The sequence below is a fragment of the Azospirillaceae bacterium genome (assembly GCA_028283825.1).
Taxonomy (GTDB): domain Bacteria; phylum Pseudomonadota; class Alphaproteobacteria; order Azospirillales; family Azospirillaceae; genus Nitrospirillum.
Genome location: JAPWJW010000003.1, coordinates 1,410,001 through 1,426,673, shown reverse-complemented (window position 1 = coordinate 1,426,673; position 16,673 = coordinate 1,410,001). Strand labels below are relative to the sequence as shown.

Genomic DNA, 16,673 nt, shown 5'->3' with positions numbered 1-16,673 from the left:
CCGGACCGCCGCGACGCAAGATCAGGGTGGTGGGCGCGGTCGATTTTCCGCCACACTCTCCCCCTAAAGTTGGTCCCGATCGCGATTGGCGGTTGGCTGCTATTCGGCCGCGCAGGCGGCCCCATAATGGAGAAGACGTGATGCGCGTCCTGGCGACCCTGATGCTGACGACCGGAATTTTGGTGGCGGGTGGTGCGCTGGATGGAACCTGCAACCGGGCGTCGGCCGCCGTGCCCGTCGGCACGCCGGTGACCATGGGCCAGGCGGACCGCGCGGCGGCCGAAACCTTGATGGACTTCCTGCAGAAGACCCGCATCCAGGCCGGGCTGCCGGCCCTGACCCGCCAGCCGGTGCTGGACGATGCCGCCGCCGCCCGCGCCCTCGCGCTGGCCAGCGGGATGGAGACGCCGGACCTGCGCCAGGGCCTGATCCACGCCCTGTACGTGCCCATGCAGGACATCGCGCTTGAGGCCCGGGCGTCGGGCGACCCGGGCCAGCCCCTGGCCATCTGGCAGGACACAGGCTCCACCGTCGGTGCGCTGGCCACCCCCGGCATGACCGATGTGGGCGTGGCCCGCGTGCCCAACGCCACGCCGGGCGGACCCAACGATGCCTATATCTGGGTGGTGGTCCTGGCCCAGCCCCTGCGCGCGCCGGCGGAATCGCCGGACAGCCCGCGGTGGTCGCCGCGTTAACACAGCGATCGCCATATTCCTAAGCGCTTGGGTTTCCGATAGGATGGCACATGCCCACGGTCTTGCGCCTGGATGGCCTGCGTGTCGTGATTTATCCCAACGACCATCCACCGGCGCATGTCCACATTCTGGGCCCGGGGCTGGCCGTGGTGGTCAATCTGATCGGAATGGAATTGCGTGAGGCCATCGGGTGCACGGAACGGGAGGCCCGCCGGATCATGGAAATGATCTCAGCCCACCAAGAGGTCCTGCTGGCGGAATGGAGGCGCATTCATGGCTGAACTGACGGCAGAGGCGTTCGATGCCGCGCTGGCCCGGGGCGAAGCGCGTTTGCGGGGCCCCCGGGCTGAAAGCGCACACTATGATGCCGACCGCGACCGGGTGATCGTGTGCCTCACCACGGGGATTGAACTGGGCTTCCCTCCACAGGCGGTTGAGGGCCTGGCCGGGGCAGCCGCAACGGACTTGGCGGAAATCGAGGTGCAGGCTTTCGGGCTGGGGCTGCATTTCCCACGGCTGGATGCGGACGTTTATGTGCCGGCCTTGCTGGAAGGGGTTCTGGGTTCCCCGCAATGGATGGCGCAGCGTTCGCCGGCGGCTGTCCTGGGTGCCACTGGTGGGCAGGCCAGGGGTGGCGCCAAGGCGGCGGCGGCCCGTGAGAACGGTAAGCGCGGCGGCCGGCCCAAGAAGGCCCGCGCGTGAAACGAAGAACGGCCGCCCCGTTGCCAGGGCGGCCATCCTCGTCAAAGCGGAAGCGTGAACTTAGCGCAGGGCCGCCGTGGCGCGCTGGATGCGGCGGCAGGCTTCTTCCAGCGCCTCGGTCGAGGTCGCGTAGCTGATGCGGAAGTGCGGGGCCAGGCCGAAGGCGCTGCCGTGCACCACGGCCACCCCTTCCGCTTCCAGCAGATAGGTGACGAAGTCCTCGTCCGTGTTCAGCACCAGGCCGCTGGGCGTGGTCTTGCCCAGGGTGCCGGCGCAGGACGGATAGACGTAGAAGGCGCCCTCGGGCCGGGGGCAGTCGATGCCCTGGGCCTGGTTCAGCATGGACACCACCAGGTCGCGGCGCTGGCGGAACACCTCGGCCCGTTCCTTGATGAAGTCCTGCGGGCCCACCAGGGCCTCCACCGCCGCCGCCTGGCTGATGCTGCTGGGGTTGCTGGTGGACTGGCTCTGGACGTTGGCCATCGCCTTGATCAACTGGACGGGCCCGGCGCCGTAGCCGATGCGCCAGCCGGTCATGGCGTAGGCCTTGGACACGCCGTTGACCGTCAGGGTGCGGTCGTACAGGGCCGGTTCCACCTGGGCCGGGGTCACGAACTTGAAGTCGTCGTAGACCAGGTGTTCGTACATGTCGTCGGTGAAGACCCAGACGTGCGGGTGGCGCACCAGCACGTCGGTCAGGGCCTTCATCTCATCATAGGTGTAGGCCGCACCCGAGGGGTTGGACGGGCTGTTCAGCATCACCCACTTGGTGCGCGGCGTGATGGCCTTTTCCAGCTGTTCCGCCTTCATCTTGAAGCCGGCCGCGGCCGTGCACTCCACGAACACCGGGGTGCCCTCGGCCATCAGCACGATGTCGGGATAGCTGACCCAGTAGGGGGCGGGAATGATGACCTCATCGCCGGCCGACAGGGTGGCCATCATGGCGTTGAAGATCACCTGCTTGCCGCCGGTGCCGATGCTCACCTGCTCCGGCTTGTACTCAAGCGCGTTCTCGCGGGCGAACTTCAGGCAGACGGCGCGCTTCAGCTCCGGCGTGCCATCGACGTCGGTGTACTTGGTCTGGCCGGCCTGGATGGCGCGAATGGCCGCCTGCTTGATATTGTCGGGCGTGTCGAAGTCCGGCTCGCCGGCGCCCAGGCCGATGATGTCGCGGCCGGCGGCTTTCAGCGCGCGGGCCTTGGCGGTGACGGCAATGGTCTGGGACGGCTTGATCCGGGCTAGGCGCTCGGCAACGATCGACATGACGGCTACCCTTGTTGGGAAATGAAAAATCCGCGGCGGACCTTACGCCTGGGCAAAATGGGGCACAACCCGCAGCCGCTGCATGACGCGCCTGCCGGGCTGTCGGTGCCGCGACATAAAGCTGCGCGCCGGCCGCCGCCGCCGCGGATGGGGGCGACAACCGGTGACAGTCCCGGCGCGATGGTTTAATCAACCGCCATGGCGCAGGACAACCCGACAGAGCTGATGAACCTCAGCCAGATGGTCACCATCGGCACGGTGGCGCTTGTCGTCATCGTCCTGATCCTGGTGGTGATGTGGGCCCTGCGGCCCAAGACCCGCACCCAGTCCCGCCGCCGCTATAATGCCGAGGCCTACCGGCGCAAGCTGGCGCTGGACGACGAGGGCTATTCCGTCGTCCACGGCCTGCATGTCCGGGACAAGCAGGGGCGGCCGATGCGCATCGACCATCTGGTGCGCCTGCCGGCCAGCGTGCTGATCGTGCTGAGCGCGCCCGGCGACATCGGCGGCAAGATCAGCGCCGGCGCCAAGGCCGGGCAGTGGCGCTACGTCACCGCCAGCGGCAAGCTGGGGCTGTACACCAATCCGGTGGTCCAGCTTCAGCCGCTGATCCACGCCCTGCGCGGACGTTTCCCCCTGGCGCGCATCCGCGTGCTGGTGGTTTTCCCCGACGTCACCCAGTTCACCAGCGGCATTCCCCGCACCGCCTGCCTGTCCGGCGATTTCCAGGCGGCCCTGAAGGCCATGGCGCGTGAGGACGGGACGGAGAGCGAGGCCCTGGCCGAGGCGTGGGAACCCCTGTGCAAGGCCCTGGTGAAGGCGGGCGGCAAGGCCGCCGTTCCGGGCCGGGGCGAGGCCCCATCGCGGACGGCCCCATCAAATGGGAACAAAACGGGTAAGCGCTCTGGAAAAGTGGCCCGGCGCAGCCTACCTTGAGGCCATGCCGCAAGATATCCACACCCTGGAACCCGTCCTGCCGACGCCCATGACCATGCCGCGGGGTGACGCCCTGCCGGCGGTCACGGACGGCCCCCCCCTGCGCATCCAGTCGGAGTTCGAACCGGCGGGCGACCAGCCGCAGGCCATCACGGAATTGATGGCGGGGCTGACGGCGGGTGAGCGCGACCAGGTGCTGCTGGGTGTCACCGGGTCGGGCAAGACCTTCACCATGGCGCACGTCATCCAGCGGCTGCAGCGCCCCACCCTGATCCTGGCGCCCAACAAGACGCTGGCCGCGCAGTTGTATGGGGAGATGAAAAGCTTCTTCCCCGACAACGCGGTGGAATATTTCGTCAGCTATTACGACTATTACCAGCCCGAAGCCTACGTCCCCCGCACCGACACCTATATCGAGAAGGAAAGCTCGATCAACGAGCAGATCGACCGCATGCGCCATGCCGCCACGCGGTCGCTGCTGGAACGGCGCGACTGCATCATCGTGGCGTCGGTGTCCTGCATATACGGTATCGGCTCGGTCGAGACCTATTCGGAAATGACCCTGCCGATGAAGGTGGGGGCCATGGTGAACCGCACCCAGTTCCTGCAGCGGCTGGTGGAGCTTCAGTACAAGCGCAACGATCTGGGGTTTGGCCGCGGTTCCTTCCGCGTGCGCGGCGACACCATCGAACTGTTTCCGGCGCATATGGAGGATCGGGCCTGGCGTTTCAGCCTGTTCGGGGATGAGCTGGAGACCATCCAGGAGATCGACCCCCTGACGGGCGAGAAGATCGCCAGCCTGAAAGAGGTGCGCATCTACGCCAACAGCCATTACGTCACGCCCAAGCCCACGCTGTTGCAGGCGGTGGAGCAGATGAAGCGCGACCTGAAGGTGCGGCTGGAGGAATTCTCAGCCCAGGGCAAGCTGCTGGAGGCCCAGCGGCTGGAACAGCGCACCACCTTCGATATCGAGATGATGGTGGCGACCGGTTCCTGCGCCGGCATCGAGAACTATTCCCGCTATCTCTCGGGGCGCGCGCCGGGAGAACCGCCGCCCACCCTGTTCGAATATCTGCCGAAAGACGCCCTGCTGATCGTCGATGAAAGCCACGTCATGGTGCCCCAGGTGGGCGGCATGTACAAAGGCGACTACATGCGCAAATCGACCCTGTCGGACTATGGTTTCCGCCTGCCGGTCTGCATCGACAACCGCCCGCTGAAGTTCGAGGAATGGGACGCCATGCGGCCCCAATCCGTGTTCGTGTCCGCCACCCCCGGCCCGTGGGAATTGGAACGGACGGGTGGCGTGTTCGTGGAACAGGTGGTGCGGCCCACCGGCCTGATCGATCCCCCCGTCCTCATCCGCCCCACCGAGACCCAGGTGGACGACGTGATGGCCGAATGCCGCGAGTGCATCGCCAAGGGCCAGCGCGTCCTGGTCACCACCCTGACCAAGAAGATGGCGGAGGCGCTGACCGACTACATGCACGAGGCCGGGATCAAGGTCCGCTACATCCATTCCGACGTGGAAACGCTGGAGCGGATCGAGATCATCCGCGATTTGCGCCTGGGCGCCTTCGACGTGCTGATCGGCATCAACCTGCTGCGCGAAGGCCTGGACATCCCGGAATGCGGCCTGGTCGCCATCCTGGACGCCGACAAGGAAGGCTATCTGCGTTCCCGCACCTCGCTGATCCAGACCATCGGCCGCGCCGCCCGCAACGTCGACGGCCGCGCCATCATGTATGCCGACAAGGTCACCAACAGCATGAAGGCGGCGCTGGAGGAAACCAGCCGCCGCCGGGAAAAGCAGGAGGCCTACAACAAGGCCAACGGCATCACGCCGGAATCGGTGAAAAAGCAGATCGCCGACGTCATGAGCTCCGTCTACGAACGCGGCGACCGCGTGAACGTGGATTCGGGCCTGGCGGACGAGGCGGGGCTGGTCGGTCACAACCTCAAGGCCGTCATCGCCGACCTGGAAAAGAAGATGCGCGCCGCCGCCGCCGACCTGGAGTTCGAGGAGGCTGGCCGCATCCGCGACGAAATCCGCCGGCTGGAGGCCATCGACCTGGGCATTGACCCTAACGCGACCCCCTTGCGGGCCAGTGCGGTGGGCGAGAAGTCGGCCAAGGCGCCCCTGCCGACTGGCCGCCCGCCGGGAAAATCATCCGGGGGTGGCCGTCGTCGTCGCGGTCCTTGAGGATTTTATCCGGGTAATATTGACGGGATGCGGTGATCGGCCTACAAACCTTTCCGTCTTCTTGAGGCGGAGGGAAATGCCATGGGCCTGGATCCGGAAATGCGCTGCACCGCCTTCGCCGGCACCCGTCACCTGGCCACGGGCACGCTGGTGGAGGCCGCGTTGGCGGCCAAGGCGGCGCTGGACGCCGGCACCACCGACCTGATCTTCATCTTCAATGACGAAACGGCGCGCCCCATCGACCTGGATCTGCGCGGCACGGCGGAAGAGATTCGCGGCCGCTTGGCGCCGGTGTTCCCGGCCGACCTGACGCCCGCCCCGCGCTCCGGGCCCGGCCGGCCCAAGCTGGGCGTGGTGGCGCGGGAGGTGACCCTGCTGCCCCGGCACTGGGAATGGCTGGCCGCTCAGCCGGGCGGCGCCTCCGTCGCGCTGCGTCGCCTGGTGGATGCCGCCCGCCATGCCAACGAAGGCCAGGATCGTGTGCGGCTGGCGCGTGAGGCGGCCTATCGCTTCATGTCCACCATGGCCGGTGACCGGCCGGGTTTCGAGGAAGCCGCCCGCGCCTTGTTTGCCGGGGACCGCGCGACCTTCGAAAACCAGGCCCGCGACTGGCCGCCCGACGTGTTGGCCCATACCCTGCGCCTGGCCGAACCGGCCTTCGCCGCCTGATCCCTATTCCGCAGTCGGCATCATCGCCCCATCCAGTGCCGGTTGCCCGATGGGGGAACGTCCACCCAGCGGCATGCCGGCCAGAACGCGCCGTGCTGCAAGGGGGTTGCCCACCGTCAACACCAGCAGGGCGCAGCCGATGGCGAACAGGCCATAGCCCAAGGGCATGTAGGGCGGCAGGAAGCGGAAGGACACGCTGGCCTGGCCGGCGGGCAGGGTGATCTGCTGGAACAGATCCGCGACCATCGCCACCGGCTGTTCCTGTCCGTTGATCGTCACGCGCCACCCGGCCATGGCCAGTTCCAGGCGGGTCAGCGTCGTGGGCACCGGGCAGTCGCTGTCGAAACTGTCCCGGCTGCGGGGAAACAGCTGGCAGCCGGCCGCGTCCAGGTAAGGCCGTGGGGCCGGCAGTTCGTACAGGCGCATCGCCCGGTCCTGGAACACCAGCGGCGGATGGTCCGCCAGATCCAGCTGGAAACGGAAGGTCTGGTCCGCGATCTCCCGCCCTTCATGGGAGATTGAGGTCCGGGCGTTGGCGGCCCGTGGCCACATCCACAGCACCAACGGGGTGTTGGCGTCGTCGTAATCCAATTCCACCGTCAGGTCCGTGCCCAGCGGCAGGGGATCATCCAGGATGATGGTGAAGGGGTGGTTGTCGGCGGCCCCGCCCAGCGCGGCGCTGCCGATGCTGCACCGGCCCTGGGAACAGACGGTGGCGGACAACACGCCATCCGACCGGTCGCCATAGGTGCCCACTGGGAGGGCAAGGCCGCTCAGGGTGCCGCCCAGTCCCGGGTCCTTCAGCGTCAGGCCGGCCCGCTGACCGCTTTGCAGGACCAGCGGGGTGTTGGGGCCGGCGGCGATATCGGCGTAGTGCCGGGCATAGGGGTCGGTGTCCGGCGCCGTCACCAGGTACTTCACGCCCACGGCCTGGTAATTGGCCTGGTTCTTCAGGAAGTTTTCCACGGGCGACGGCCCGTCCGGCCGCAGGCGGTTATGGGCGAAAACACTGGCTGTGGCGTTGTCGTCCAGGTGATGGGCCACATGGTCCACCCACCGCGCCGGCACCGGCATGTCGTCGTGATTGACCTCGCCGATCTGGAAATAGGTGCCGTAGTTGGGCTCGATCGGCCCCAGGGTGTAAAAGCGCTGGAAGCCCAGATTGTCGCGCAGGAAACGGATGCCGGCCGGTTCCAGTTGTGCCTTGCGATGATAGGCCATGGTCGGGATGACGAAAAAGACCACCGCCTCGACCACGGCCAGCACCGCCAGGACGCGGGGCGCGGCATCCGTCTTCATCCGCGGCCGGCACCAGAACCAACCCACCAGCAGAATCACGGCGAAGGCCAGTGACCGGGCGCGCCATGGCGTGACGATTTCCGCCACCGATGCCGGCTGGGGCAGGGCGAAGGCCGCCAGCAACAGGCCGGCCAGGGCGGCGCTGGCGATCCAGAAGGCGCGGACGCTGCGCCGGGCGTCCAGCGCGTCGCGATATCCCGCCGCCAGGTCGGCCAGGGCCAGGCCGGACAGGACGCACAGGGCGAATTCCCAGGTGCAGGGCAGATAACGATAGAAGGCCGTCAGGGCGAAACCGGGCACGACGGCAAGCGCCTTGGCCACGCCGGGCACGCCGTAACAAGCGGCGACGGTCACCGCCACCCATAGGCCCAGCGCCAGCCGCAGGGGGGCCAGCCGTCGCGTCATTCCCGCCAGCGCATAAAGGGACAGCGCCACCGGCAGGATGCCGGCATACCCGCCGACATCGTTCCAGAACCCTGCGGCCGTGACCGGCTGTTCGTAGATCAGGCCGTGCAGATAGGGGACGAAGACCTTGATGAAGGCGCTGGGCGGCAGGGAAAAGGCGGTGAAGCCGCCCGTATGCTGGCCGACGAACGCATCGTCCAGGAAATCGAAGAAGGCGATGATCACTGGCGCGGCCAGCATCAGGCCGCTGGCCACTCCCAGGGTCACACGTCCCAGGAAGCGCCACGCCTCGGGCCGGGGCAGGCCCGGCAGGCGGGCCAGGATCCACACACCCGCCATCAGGGCGTTGTAATAGGCGACCTCCGGAAAACCGGCGTACAGCGACAGGGCCAGGGCAAGTGCGATCCAGCCCCATCCGCCCCACCGCCCGCTGCGGTCCCGCGCGACCTCGATGCCCAGCAGCAACAGGGGCAGGAAGCACACCGGGTTGATGGATGCGGTGGCCATCCAGGCATAGGTGCCGTTGAATTCGAACAGCAGGCCCCCGACCAGGGCGGTGGATCGCGGGCAAGCCAGGCGCCGCAGCAGGAAATAGGTGGCCGCCCCGGCGATGACCTGCAGCAGCAGGTGCATGTAAAGCTGGCCGTTGGGCAGGGCCAGCAGCAGCGTGGGCGGGAACAGCGCGGCGGACTGCATTTCCCCCAGCAGCGGCGCCCCCACGCCCTGGAAATGGTTCCACCAAGGCAGGGCACCTGACAGGACGCTTTTCACGGCCCCACCGCCCAGCGCCTGGGATGTCGCTGCGATGTTTGGGTCGATGGTGGGATAGCCGTTGAGCCAGCCCGGGCCGTTGCGCGGTGTCAGGCCGGCATAGAACAGCAGGGGGTCGGCCTTCAGCAGGCCCAACAGGAGGTGGAGTTTCGCCAGGATGGGAAACAGGCACAGGGACAGCACGAACCAGCGATCCCGGCTGGTGGCATCTCGAAGCACGCCAAACCTCCCCCATAGAGGTAAACGTTGCGATATTGTTAGGTATTAATATCTATGTCTATGGACATAGTCCAATGGTCTGAGGGTTAGGATCCGGCGGCAGGGCCGATCCTGGGACGGGTTGGGGCCCGCGGATGGGAAGGAAGGGGAAACCGGCCGTAATCAGCCGGATGCCGTCAGCCGCGCGCCTGCTTCTGGGCGGGCGTTTCGCCGGCGGCGTGGGCCGCCAGGAAATCGGCGAAGGCGCTGGGCGCCAGGGGGCGGGCGATGAAATACCCCTGGGCCAGGTCACAGCCCATGTCGCCCAGCAGGACCAGCGAGGCCGCGTTCTCCACGCCCTCGGCCGTGACCTTGTAGCCCAGATTGTGCCCCAGCTTGATGATGGAGCGGACGATGGCCTGGTCCTGCGGCGTCTGGTCCAGCGCCATGATGAAGGACCGGTCGATCTTGATCTCCCGCACCGGCAGGCGCCGCAGATAGGCGAAGGAGGACTGGCCCACGCCGAAATCGTCGATGGATAGTTCCACGCCCTGGGCGGCCAGGCGGCGCAGCATGGCGATGGCGGCCTCCGGCTCACCCATGATGGCGCTTTCGGTGATCTCCAGCATCAGCCGGTCGGCTTGCAGCCCGGTCTCTGCCAGCAACTCGCCGATACGCCCGGGCAGGGACTGGTCCCCCAGGTCGCGGACGGACAGGTTCACCGACAGGCGCAGATCGTGCCCGGCCGCTGCCCAGGCCGCCGTCTGCCGCAGGGCGCGGCCCAGCGCCCAGCGGGTCAGCAGGCGGATGGTGCCCGTTTCCTCCGCCAGGGGGATGAAGCTGTCGGGTGGCACGAAGCCCCGCTTGGGGTGGGTCCAGCGCACCAGCGCCTCCGCGCCCACCACCGTGCCCGATTGCGGGTCCAGCTTGGGCTGGTAGGCGAGATCCAGGGCGTCCTGCTCAATGGCGATCTTCAGATCGCCCATCAGCGACAGCCGCTCCGGCCGGTGCGGATCGGCGGCATGGTCGTAGACGCGGATGAAGGGCTCCGTGGCGCGGGCGTCCAGCATGGCCACGTCGGCATGGCGCAACAGCACGCCGGCGCTGTCGGCGGGTGGCGCGTCCGGCGTGGGGTCGGGGTGCAGGGCGATGCCCACCCCGGCCGCCAGATCCACCGTCACGTCGGCCTGGCCATAGGGCGCCTCGCTGTAGGGCGTCTCGAAGGCGGCGACCAGGGCGGGGGCCAGGGCCAGCGCGTCGGCCCGGTCGTGGTCCACCAGCAGGACGGCGAAGCCGTGCTCGACCCGCGCGATGAAGGCGTCCGCTGCCCCATTGGCGGCGAGCGTGCGCACCAGGCGGTCGCCGGCATCGCGGGCGATGCGGTCGGCCAGGTCGTGGCCCAGGGTGTTCGCGACCTCCCGCAGCCGGTCCAGGCCCAGCAGCAGCAGGGCCACGGCATGGCCCCGGTCGATGGCGCCATCCACCCGTTCCTCCAGATGCAGGCGGTTGGGCAGACCGGTGACGGTGTCGTGCAGGGATTGGTGGCGGATGTGTTCCTCACGGTCGGCGATGGCCCGGGCCATGTCGTCCAGCGCCACCGTCAACTGACCGATCTCGTCATCCGCGGTGACGGGCGGCAGGTGGGCATAGTCGCCGTCGGCGATGCGGCGGGCCACGGCGGCCAAGGCCGTCACCGGCCGGGTGACGCTGCGGGAAATCAGCACGATGCCGGCCAATGCCACCAACAGGCCGCCGGCCATCAGCGCGCCCATGTACAGCAGCACCTTGCGGTAAGGCGCCAGCGCCTGGTCCAGCGGGTATTGCAGCACGGCCATCATCGGCAGGCTGCCGGGGGCGGTGGCCAGTGGGGCGGTCAGCACCAGATATTCCGCCCCGGCCTTGTCCATCAGCTGTGGCACCGATGCCGCCCCGGTTCCCGGCGGCGCGATGCCGGCCAGCGGTGCCACCGGGTCGCCGGCGGCGGCCACCACCGTCCAGCCGGCGTCCGGTGCCATCTGGCCCGCCAGGGCGATGTCCTTGCGCAGGGGGGACAGGGCCCGCAGTTCCTCGGCGAAGCGGTCATCCACCCGCACCAGGATGCAGATCCAGGCGACCGGGTCGGGCAGCAGCACCGGCACCACCACCAGGCGGTAGGGCGTGCCGTCGATGACGCCGGCCGCCGCCGCCCGGCCGTTGTCCACCGCCTGGGGCAGAAGGTCGGGAAAGGCGAAGCGGCCCAGGCCCGTCAGTTCGCGGGGATGGGCGGTGTCGGCGGCGATGGTGCCGTCCAGGTTGATCAGCAGCATGCGGCTGGCGCCCACCCGTCGCCCGAAATTGCGCAGCGCGCTGATGGCGGTGCCGCTGTCGTGGGTGGCCACGGATTGGCGCAGGGCATAGTCCAGCGACATGACCCGGGCATCCTCGCCCAGGTGATCCGACAGGGTTCCCAGGTGACGGGTGAAGGACGCGGCGCTGATCACCAGCTGCTGCTTGCCGGCGTCGATCATGGCCGACCGCGCCACCCCGTACAGGATGGACATGGTACCCAATTGCACGACCGCCAGGGTCGCGACCAGGAACAACGCCAGTCGGTTGCGGAAGCCGAGTGCCACGGGGGGCCGATCCAGTTCGTGCTTAATTGCTGCCGTGGTCGGGATCTTGGGCCTGGCGGCTGTCCGGCACAAGGGGTGGCAACACCATGGTCAGTGGGCCCCCACCCAGGGATGAGGCCGCCACCGTCTGCTGCGGTGCCGGCGTGCCCGGCTTCAGGCGCGGCAGCCAGGCCACCACCGTGGTGCTGGCCGCCGGCAGGCCGGTCAGCCTGGCCTTGCCGTCCTGGCCGGTGACGGCGGCGAAGGGGGCGGCGGTCACGTACAGATGGGCGATCATATGGTCATGGATGTTGCAGCCCAAGGCCACCACGCCCGCCTGGTCGAACTTGCGCTGGCCGATCTGCTCGGGCGCCAGCACGAATTCGAACTTCGCGGCCTCTGAATAGGAATAGACGTGGTGACGCGTCAGATCGCTGTTGCGGAAGGTGACGGTACCGCCCTTGGGCACCACCATGACATAGGGCACATAGGTCTCGTCGATCTGGTCCATCACCAGCGGCACGGGCGGCGCGGTCGGGGGCAGGGTGGAGCCCTCGGGCGTGGCCGTGACCACGGCGTCGGCCACGGGATGGCCGGCGGCGTCCGTCACCACCACCGTCAGGTCGGCAGCCCGCAGGGGCCGCGCGCACAGCAGCGCCAGCGCCGCCGCCAGGCAGGCCACCCCCCTCACTCCCGCGCGACCATGATCGGCGCCGACGGCGAAACCCATGAAAGCCCCTCGAAGGCTGGCTGTTTTTTGGACACACGAATCCAGGTCCGCGGCCAGGCGTTGGCCCGCGGATAGGATGCCATGTGGGCGACGGAGCGCCGGCCCCCAAGGAAAATCGGCGGTTCCCGCCTTACGGATAGGTATGGATAAGTTTTAGAATTATTCTAAAAACAACGCTTGCGAGGGTGGGGACGATGGGACTACCTTTGTCGGCGAGGCATAGGTTCGACGCAGTCAAGAAAGGTAAGAAGAAATGGCTATCGACATCGGCATCTCGGAACAGGATCGCAAGGCGATTGCCGAGGGGCTCAGCCGCCTGTTGGCCGACACCTACACGCTGTACCTGAAGACGCATAACTTCCACTGGAACGTCACGGGCCCGCAGTTCAACACGCTGCACACCATGTTCATGACCCAGTACACCGAACTGTCGGTGGCGGTGGACGACATCGCGGAGCGTATCCGCGCCCTGGGCTTTCCGGCCCCCGGCTCCTACGCCCAGTTCGCCCAGCTGACCGTCATCAAGGAAGAGACGGGTGTGCCCAAGGCGGTCGACATGATCCGCCAGCTGGTTGAGGGGCAGGAGGCGGTGGCCCGCACCGCCCGCTCCATCTTCCCGGTGGCGGAGAAGGCCAGTGACGAGCCGACGTGCGATCTGCTGACCCAGCGCATGCAGACGCATGAGAAGACGGCCTGGATGCTGCGCGCCATGCTGGAAGGCTGAGATTTCATCAAGGTGGAAAGTCGAAGGCGGTCCGGTTCCGGGCCGCCTTTTTCTTATTCGGCCGTCCGCAGCGCCGCGCCATGCTCGATGCGGTCCATCAGCCCGGTGGGCAGCAGGTGCAGGGCCGACAGCCCTTCCGCCGCCACGAACATGGGGCCGATCAGCGCCTGGAACAAATTGTCGACCAGGGCGGGCTTCTTGCCCTCGAACACGTGGCCCAGCAATTGGAAGACCCAGCCGCCCACGAACAGGCCGAGCGCCAGTCCCTGCACGCCGGCCACCGGCAGCCGCTCCACCAGCCAGGCCGACAGGACCACCGACGGGACGACCAGCAGGCCCAGGGCCAGACCGATGGGCCGGTTCAGCGCGATCCACAGCGCCCAGACCACCACGGACAGTATCAGGCCCAGGGTAACGGGGGGTGCGATGGACACCAGGCTGGTGGCCAGCACCACGGAAAAGACGATCAGGGGAATGCCCACCGCGTGGGTCGCCTTGTTGCGGGCGTCGCGGTGATAGGTCACGTACATCGCCATCTGGCGCTCGAACAGCGTTCCCGCCCCTGCCGTATCGGCCATCGCCCCCTCCCGGTTTGTTGTCCCCTATATAATAGGAGAAGAGGGCGCCGTCGGCGCGGTCGATTTGGGGCTAACGCCCGGCTATCGGCACCATGGTGCCGCACCCCTTGATCAGGCCACCATCGCCCCCTCACTTATAGGACAGCCCGGTTGGGGCGGTTGGTGAAGGAATGCGCCATGTTGGTCAGGACCAAGCGTGACTGGGAATTGCCGGAATCGGCGGCGACGCCGGAAGGCGCCTACCTCAACCGCCGCAGCCTGATGAAGGCCGCGGGCGGCATCGCCGGCGGGCTGGCGCTTGGGGGAAGCCTGGGCGGTCGCGCCCAGGCGGCCGAATCCCCGGTGCGCAATCCCGCCTACACCCTGGACCGGCCGGTGACGCCGGAGGATGCCGCCACCAGCTACAACAACTTCTATGAGTTCGGCACGTCGAAGGACGTGGTGTCGGCGGCACAGAAGATGCCGCTGCGTCCCTGGACGCTGCGCATCGACGGCATGGTGGAAAAACCCCTGACCCTGGGCATCGACGATCTGCTGAAGGCCATGCCGGTGGAAGAGCGCCTCTACCGCCACCGCTGTGTCGAGGCCTGGGCCATGGCGGTGCCATGGATGGGCTTCCCCCTGGCCAGGCTGGTGGCCTTCGCCAAGCCGCTGGCGTCGGCGACATATGTGGAGCTGCAGACCTTCGGCCGCGACACCTACGCCGCCCCCGGCCTGCGCCAGCCCTTCTACCCCTGGCCCTATGTCGAGGGCCTGACGATGGCGGAGGCGACCAGCGAGCTGGCGTTCATGTCCACCGGCCTCTACGGCAAACCCCTGGCTGGCCAGAACGGCGCGCCCCTGCGCCTGACCTTGCCGTGGAAGTACGGATTCAAGTCGGTGAAGTCGGTGGTGCGAATCAGCTTCACGGACAAGCGGCCCAAGACCTTCTGGGGGCTGCTCAACGCCGATGAATACGGCTTCTGGGCCAACGTGAACCCGGCGGTGCCGCACCCCCGCTGGTCCCAGGCGCGCGAACGGCTGCTGGGCAGCAACGAGTCGGTTCCTACCCAGATATACAATGGCTATGGCGCCCAGGTGGCCGGCCTATACAAGGGCTTGGAGAAAGAGGCGCTATTCATGTAGTTGCAGAAGTGATCATCTGGTAACTTCCCGTTAACCAAATAGCCGTCTCGAATAACGACTTGCCGCTTCTGCCGGATAATTTAAAGTATTGGCCATCCGTGTACTGCCAAAGGGGCGATCAGGGTGACCGCGGGCATTATGGCCATTCTGGAGTTCGGGTTTTTCGTTTTTCTGGCGACCGCCGGACTGAGCGTGCTCGTCTCCCTGGGCGCCCACGTCCATGGCCTGGTGGTGGAACATTTGGCCGACGTCAGTGGCCTGCGCCAGCAATTGGCCCGGTATGCCCGACTGGCCAACGGCCTGTCCGAACGGGTGGACGCCCGCAAGGACGGTGCCGGCAACGCCGCCACGGTGCTGTTCTCCGCCCAACGGCAGGAGGCCCAGCTTAAGAAAAAGGTGCGGGAGCTGGAGACGGCGCCCCACCGGTTCATCCGCAGCCTGGGGCCGGAACTGCTGCCCAACCGCCCGTTCGAATTCATGGTGATGAACAGCAGCGTTTCCCACCAGGTGAAGCGGGGGGATCGGCATGCCTTTTATGACAACAGCTGGGCCCGCCCGGTGCCCGTGCACATCTGGGCCACCAGCCTGGAGGAGGCGCGGGCGGAGTATGAGCGGGCCTATCCCCGCATGCTGGGCTTCAAGGTGACCCATGCCCAGGCCCTGTCCGCCGACGTGGCCGTGACCGATCCGGCCACCATGGCGTTGGATCCGGCCCCATGAACTGGTTCGCCTTCGCCCTGGGTCTGATGATCGTGGCCATCGGCGTGAAGCCGGCCTTCCAGCGGGCACAACGCCGGCTGGCCCGCACCCGGCACAATATACGGGACCTGCGGCACCGCCGGCGGGTGCTCAGCCACCAGGTGCGTACGCTGGCGCGGGAAAGCTTGGCGCAACGCCTGACCAGCCGGGCGGACGATGTCGAATCGGCCCAGGTGGGCGACCATATCCAGGCCCTGGCCCGCCATGTGAACGGGCTGGAACAGGTGGATCGCCGCGTCCTGGTGACGGATGAGCGGCGCGGTTTGCAGGAAACCGGCTGGATCGTCCTTATCCGCCGGACCGAGGCGCTGCCGTCGGAACCCACCCGCGTGACGCAGCTGTGGGCGGAGGGGCGCTACTTCTTCTTTTACGCCGCCGATCCCACGCGGGCGCGGCGCAAGGCCCTGCTGCGCTTCCCCGCCGCCCAGGGCCATGAAATCCTGGACGTGGTCCCGCATGAGGGCGACCTGACGGAGGCGCCCAACCTGGGCGCCGCCCAGCGGGAGAGCGCCTGACGCCGGGCCATCCCTGTGGCGGTGGGGTGGGGCCGGTTTCCGGACGCGCCTGTTCAAGGCAATGCCACCCCTGATTTGATCAGGGCAGCCTTCGGAAGGCAGGCGCCAAAAAGGGTCAAGAAAGCGCTTTACAGCCCCCGGACCTTCCCCTATAACCCGCCGCCCTGACCCCTGGTTGGCCGCACGACGGTTGAACATCGGGTCGGTAGCCGCGAGTAATCGCGGCGTGGTTCTCTGAAAAGTAAAAACATCTAACGCTGCTTTGGCTAATGAAGTTCGCCGGGGCGTGAGTATGTCGGACCGAAAATGATGCTTGATCATCTAATAAGGTTCCGGTATCCACGCCAGCGATCGAACGAATAGCCAGTCTGGTATCTGTGGCGTCGACGTTGATTTGAAAAAATGAACGAAGACGAAAAAAGATACTTGACGGTGACGAAGCAAGCGAGTAGATGTTTGGTCATCGACGCGGTGAACGCCGCACGATGAAACGACGAACGAAACGCTGGC

At 67.2% G+C, this 16,673-nt stretch carries 15 protein-coding genes; 10 read left to right on the top strand and 5 right to left on the bottom strand.

From position 1 onward, the window contains the following. Positions 1–140 precede the first annotated feature (140 nt). From PW843_18460 to PW843_18450, 3 genes are read left to right on the top strand one after another with little or no spacing between them, the layout of a single operon-like run. Positions 141–695, top strand: coding sequence for a hypothetical protein (locus tag PW843_18460; GenBank protein ID MDE1148570.1), 555 nt, complete (start codon positions 141–143; stop codon positions 693–695). Positions 696–745: 50 nt separating this feature from the next. Beyond that, positions 746–976 carry a DUF4160 domain-containing protein gene (locus PW843_18455; GenBank protein ID MDE1148569.1) on the top strand — a complete coding sequence of 77 codons (231 nt, stop codon included), beginning with the start codon at positions 746–748 and terminating at the stop codon, positions 974–976. Next, positions 969–1,397, top strand: a complete 429-nt coding sequence (locus PW843_18450; protein MDE1148568.1) for a DUF2442 domain-containing protein — start codon at positions 969–971, stop codon at positions 1,395–1,397. Before PW843_18455 ends, PW843_18450 begins: the two co-directional genes overlap by 8 nt. A 60-nt stretch (positions 1,398–1,457) precedes the next feature. Here PW843_18450 and PW843_18445 read toward each other — a convergent pair whose 3' ends face one another. Then, positions 1,458–2,660: a pyridoxal phosphate-dependent aminotransferase gene (locus tag PW843_18445; protein MDE1148567.1), complete on the bottom strand. Its 1,203-nt coding sequence runs from the start codon at positions 2,658–2,660 to the stop codon at positions 1,458–1,460. A 198-nt stretch (positions 2,661–2,858) separates the two neighbouring features. On the opposite strand from PW843_18445, the gene PW843_18440 reads away from it, so the two are divergent. The 3 genes from PW843_18440 to PW843_18430 all read left to right on the top strand — a co-directional run bounded on the left by PW843_18440 (position 2,859) and on the right by PW843_18430 (position 6,468). Beyond that, positions 2,859–3,596, top strand: a complete 738-nt coding sequence (locus PW843_18440) for a nuclease-related domain-containing protein (GenBank protein MDE1148566.1) — start codon at positions 2,859–2,861, stop codon at positions 3,594–3,596. Between the two features lie 55 nt (positions 3,597–3,651). Continuing rightward, positions 3,652–5,799 carry an excinuclease ABC subunit UvrB gene (gene uvrB, locus PW843_18435; protein ID MDE1148565.1) on the top strand — a complete coding sequence of 716 codons (2,148 nt, stop codon included), beginning with the start codon at positions 3,652–3,654 and terminating at the stop codon, positions 5,797–5,799. A gap of 81 nt (positions 5,800–5,880) precedes the next feature. Beyond that, positions 5,881–6,468: a DUF2239 family protein gene (locus PW843_18430; protein MDE1148564.1), complete on the top strand. Its 588-nt coding sequence runs from the start codon at positions 5,881–5,883 to the stop codon at positions 6,466–6,468. Between the two features lie 3 nt (positions 6,469–6,471). On the opposite strand, the gene PW843_18425 is transcribed toward PW843_18430, so the two are convergent. From PW843_18425 to PW843_18415, 3 genes are all read right to left on the bottom strand, one after another. Continuing rightward, on the bottom strand, positions 6,472–9,162 hold the full coding sequence (locus tag PW843_18425) for a hypothetical protein (protein MDE1148563.1): 2,691 nt from the start codon (positions 9,160–9,162) through the stop codon (positions 6,472–6,474). Between the two features lie 176 nt (positions 9,163–9,338). Next, positions 9,339–11,753, bottom strand: coding sequence for an EAL domain-containing protein (locus PW843_18420; GenBank protein ID MDE1148562.1), 2,415 nt, complete (start codon positions 11,751–11,753; stop codon positions 9,339–9,341). Between the two features lie 22 nt (positions 11,754–11,775). Continuing rightward, complete coding sequence (locus tag PW843_18415) at positions 11,776–12,462, bottom strand: hypothetical protein (GenBank protein MDE1148561.1); 687 nt, start codon at positions 12,460–12,462, stop codon at positions 11,776–11,778. Between the two features lie 253 nt (positions 12,463–12,715). Here PW843_18415 and PW843_18410 point away from each other — a divergent pair, with 253 nt between their 5' ends. After that, a complete protein-coding gene (locus PW843_18410; protein MDE1148560.1) occupies positions 12,716–13,186 on the top strand; it encodes a DNA starvation/stationary phase protection protein in 471 nt (156 codons plus the stop codon). A 53-nt stretch (positions 13,187–13,239) separates the two neighbouring features. Here the strand turns inward: PW843_18410 and PW843_18405 are convergent, their stop codons facing one another. After that, on the bottom strand, positions 13,240–13,764 hold the full coding sequence (locus PW843_18405; protein ID MDE1148559.1) for a DUF962 domain-containing protein: 525 nt from the start codon (positions 13,762–13,764) through the stop codon (positions 13,240–13,242). A 177-nt stretch (positions 13,765–13,941) separates the two neighbouring features. Here PW843_18405 and msrP point away from each other — a divergent pair, with 177 nt between their 5' ends. From msrP to PW843_18390, 3 genes are all read left to right on the top strand, one after another. Continuing rightward, a complete protein-coding gene (gene msrP / locus PW843_18400) occupies positions 13,942–14,889 on the top strand; it encodes a protein-methionine-sulfoxide reductase catalytic subunit MsrP (GenBank protein ID MDE1148558.1) in 948 nt (315 codons plus the stop codon). 123 nt (positions 14,890–15,012) lie between these two features. Further along, complete coding sequence (locus tag PW843_18395) at positions 15,013–15,609, top strand: hypothetical protein (protein MDE1148557.1); 597 nt, start codon at positions 15,013–15,015, stop codon at positions 15,607–15,609. Next, positions 15,606–16,163 (top strand): hypothetical protein, encoded by a 558-nt coding sequence (locus tag PW843_18390; protein ID MDE1148556.1) that lies wholly within the window; start codon positions 15,606–15,608, stop codon positions 16,161–16,163. The genes PW843_18395 and PW843_18390 overlap by 4 nt, the downstream gene beginning before the upstream one ends. Positions 16,164–16,673 lie beyond the last annotated feature (510 nt).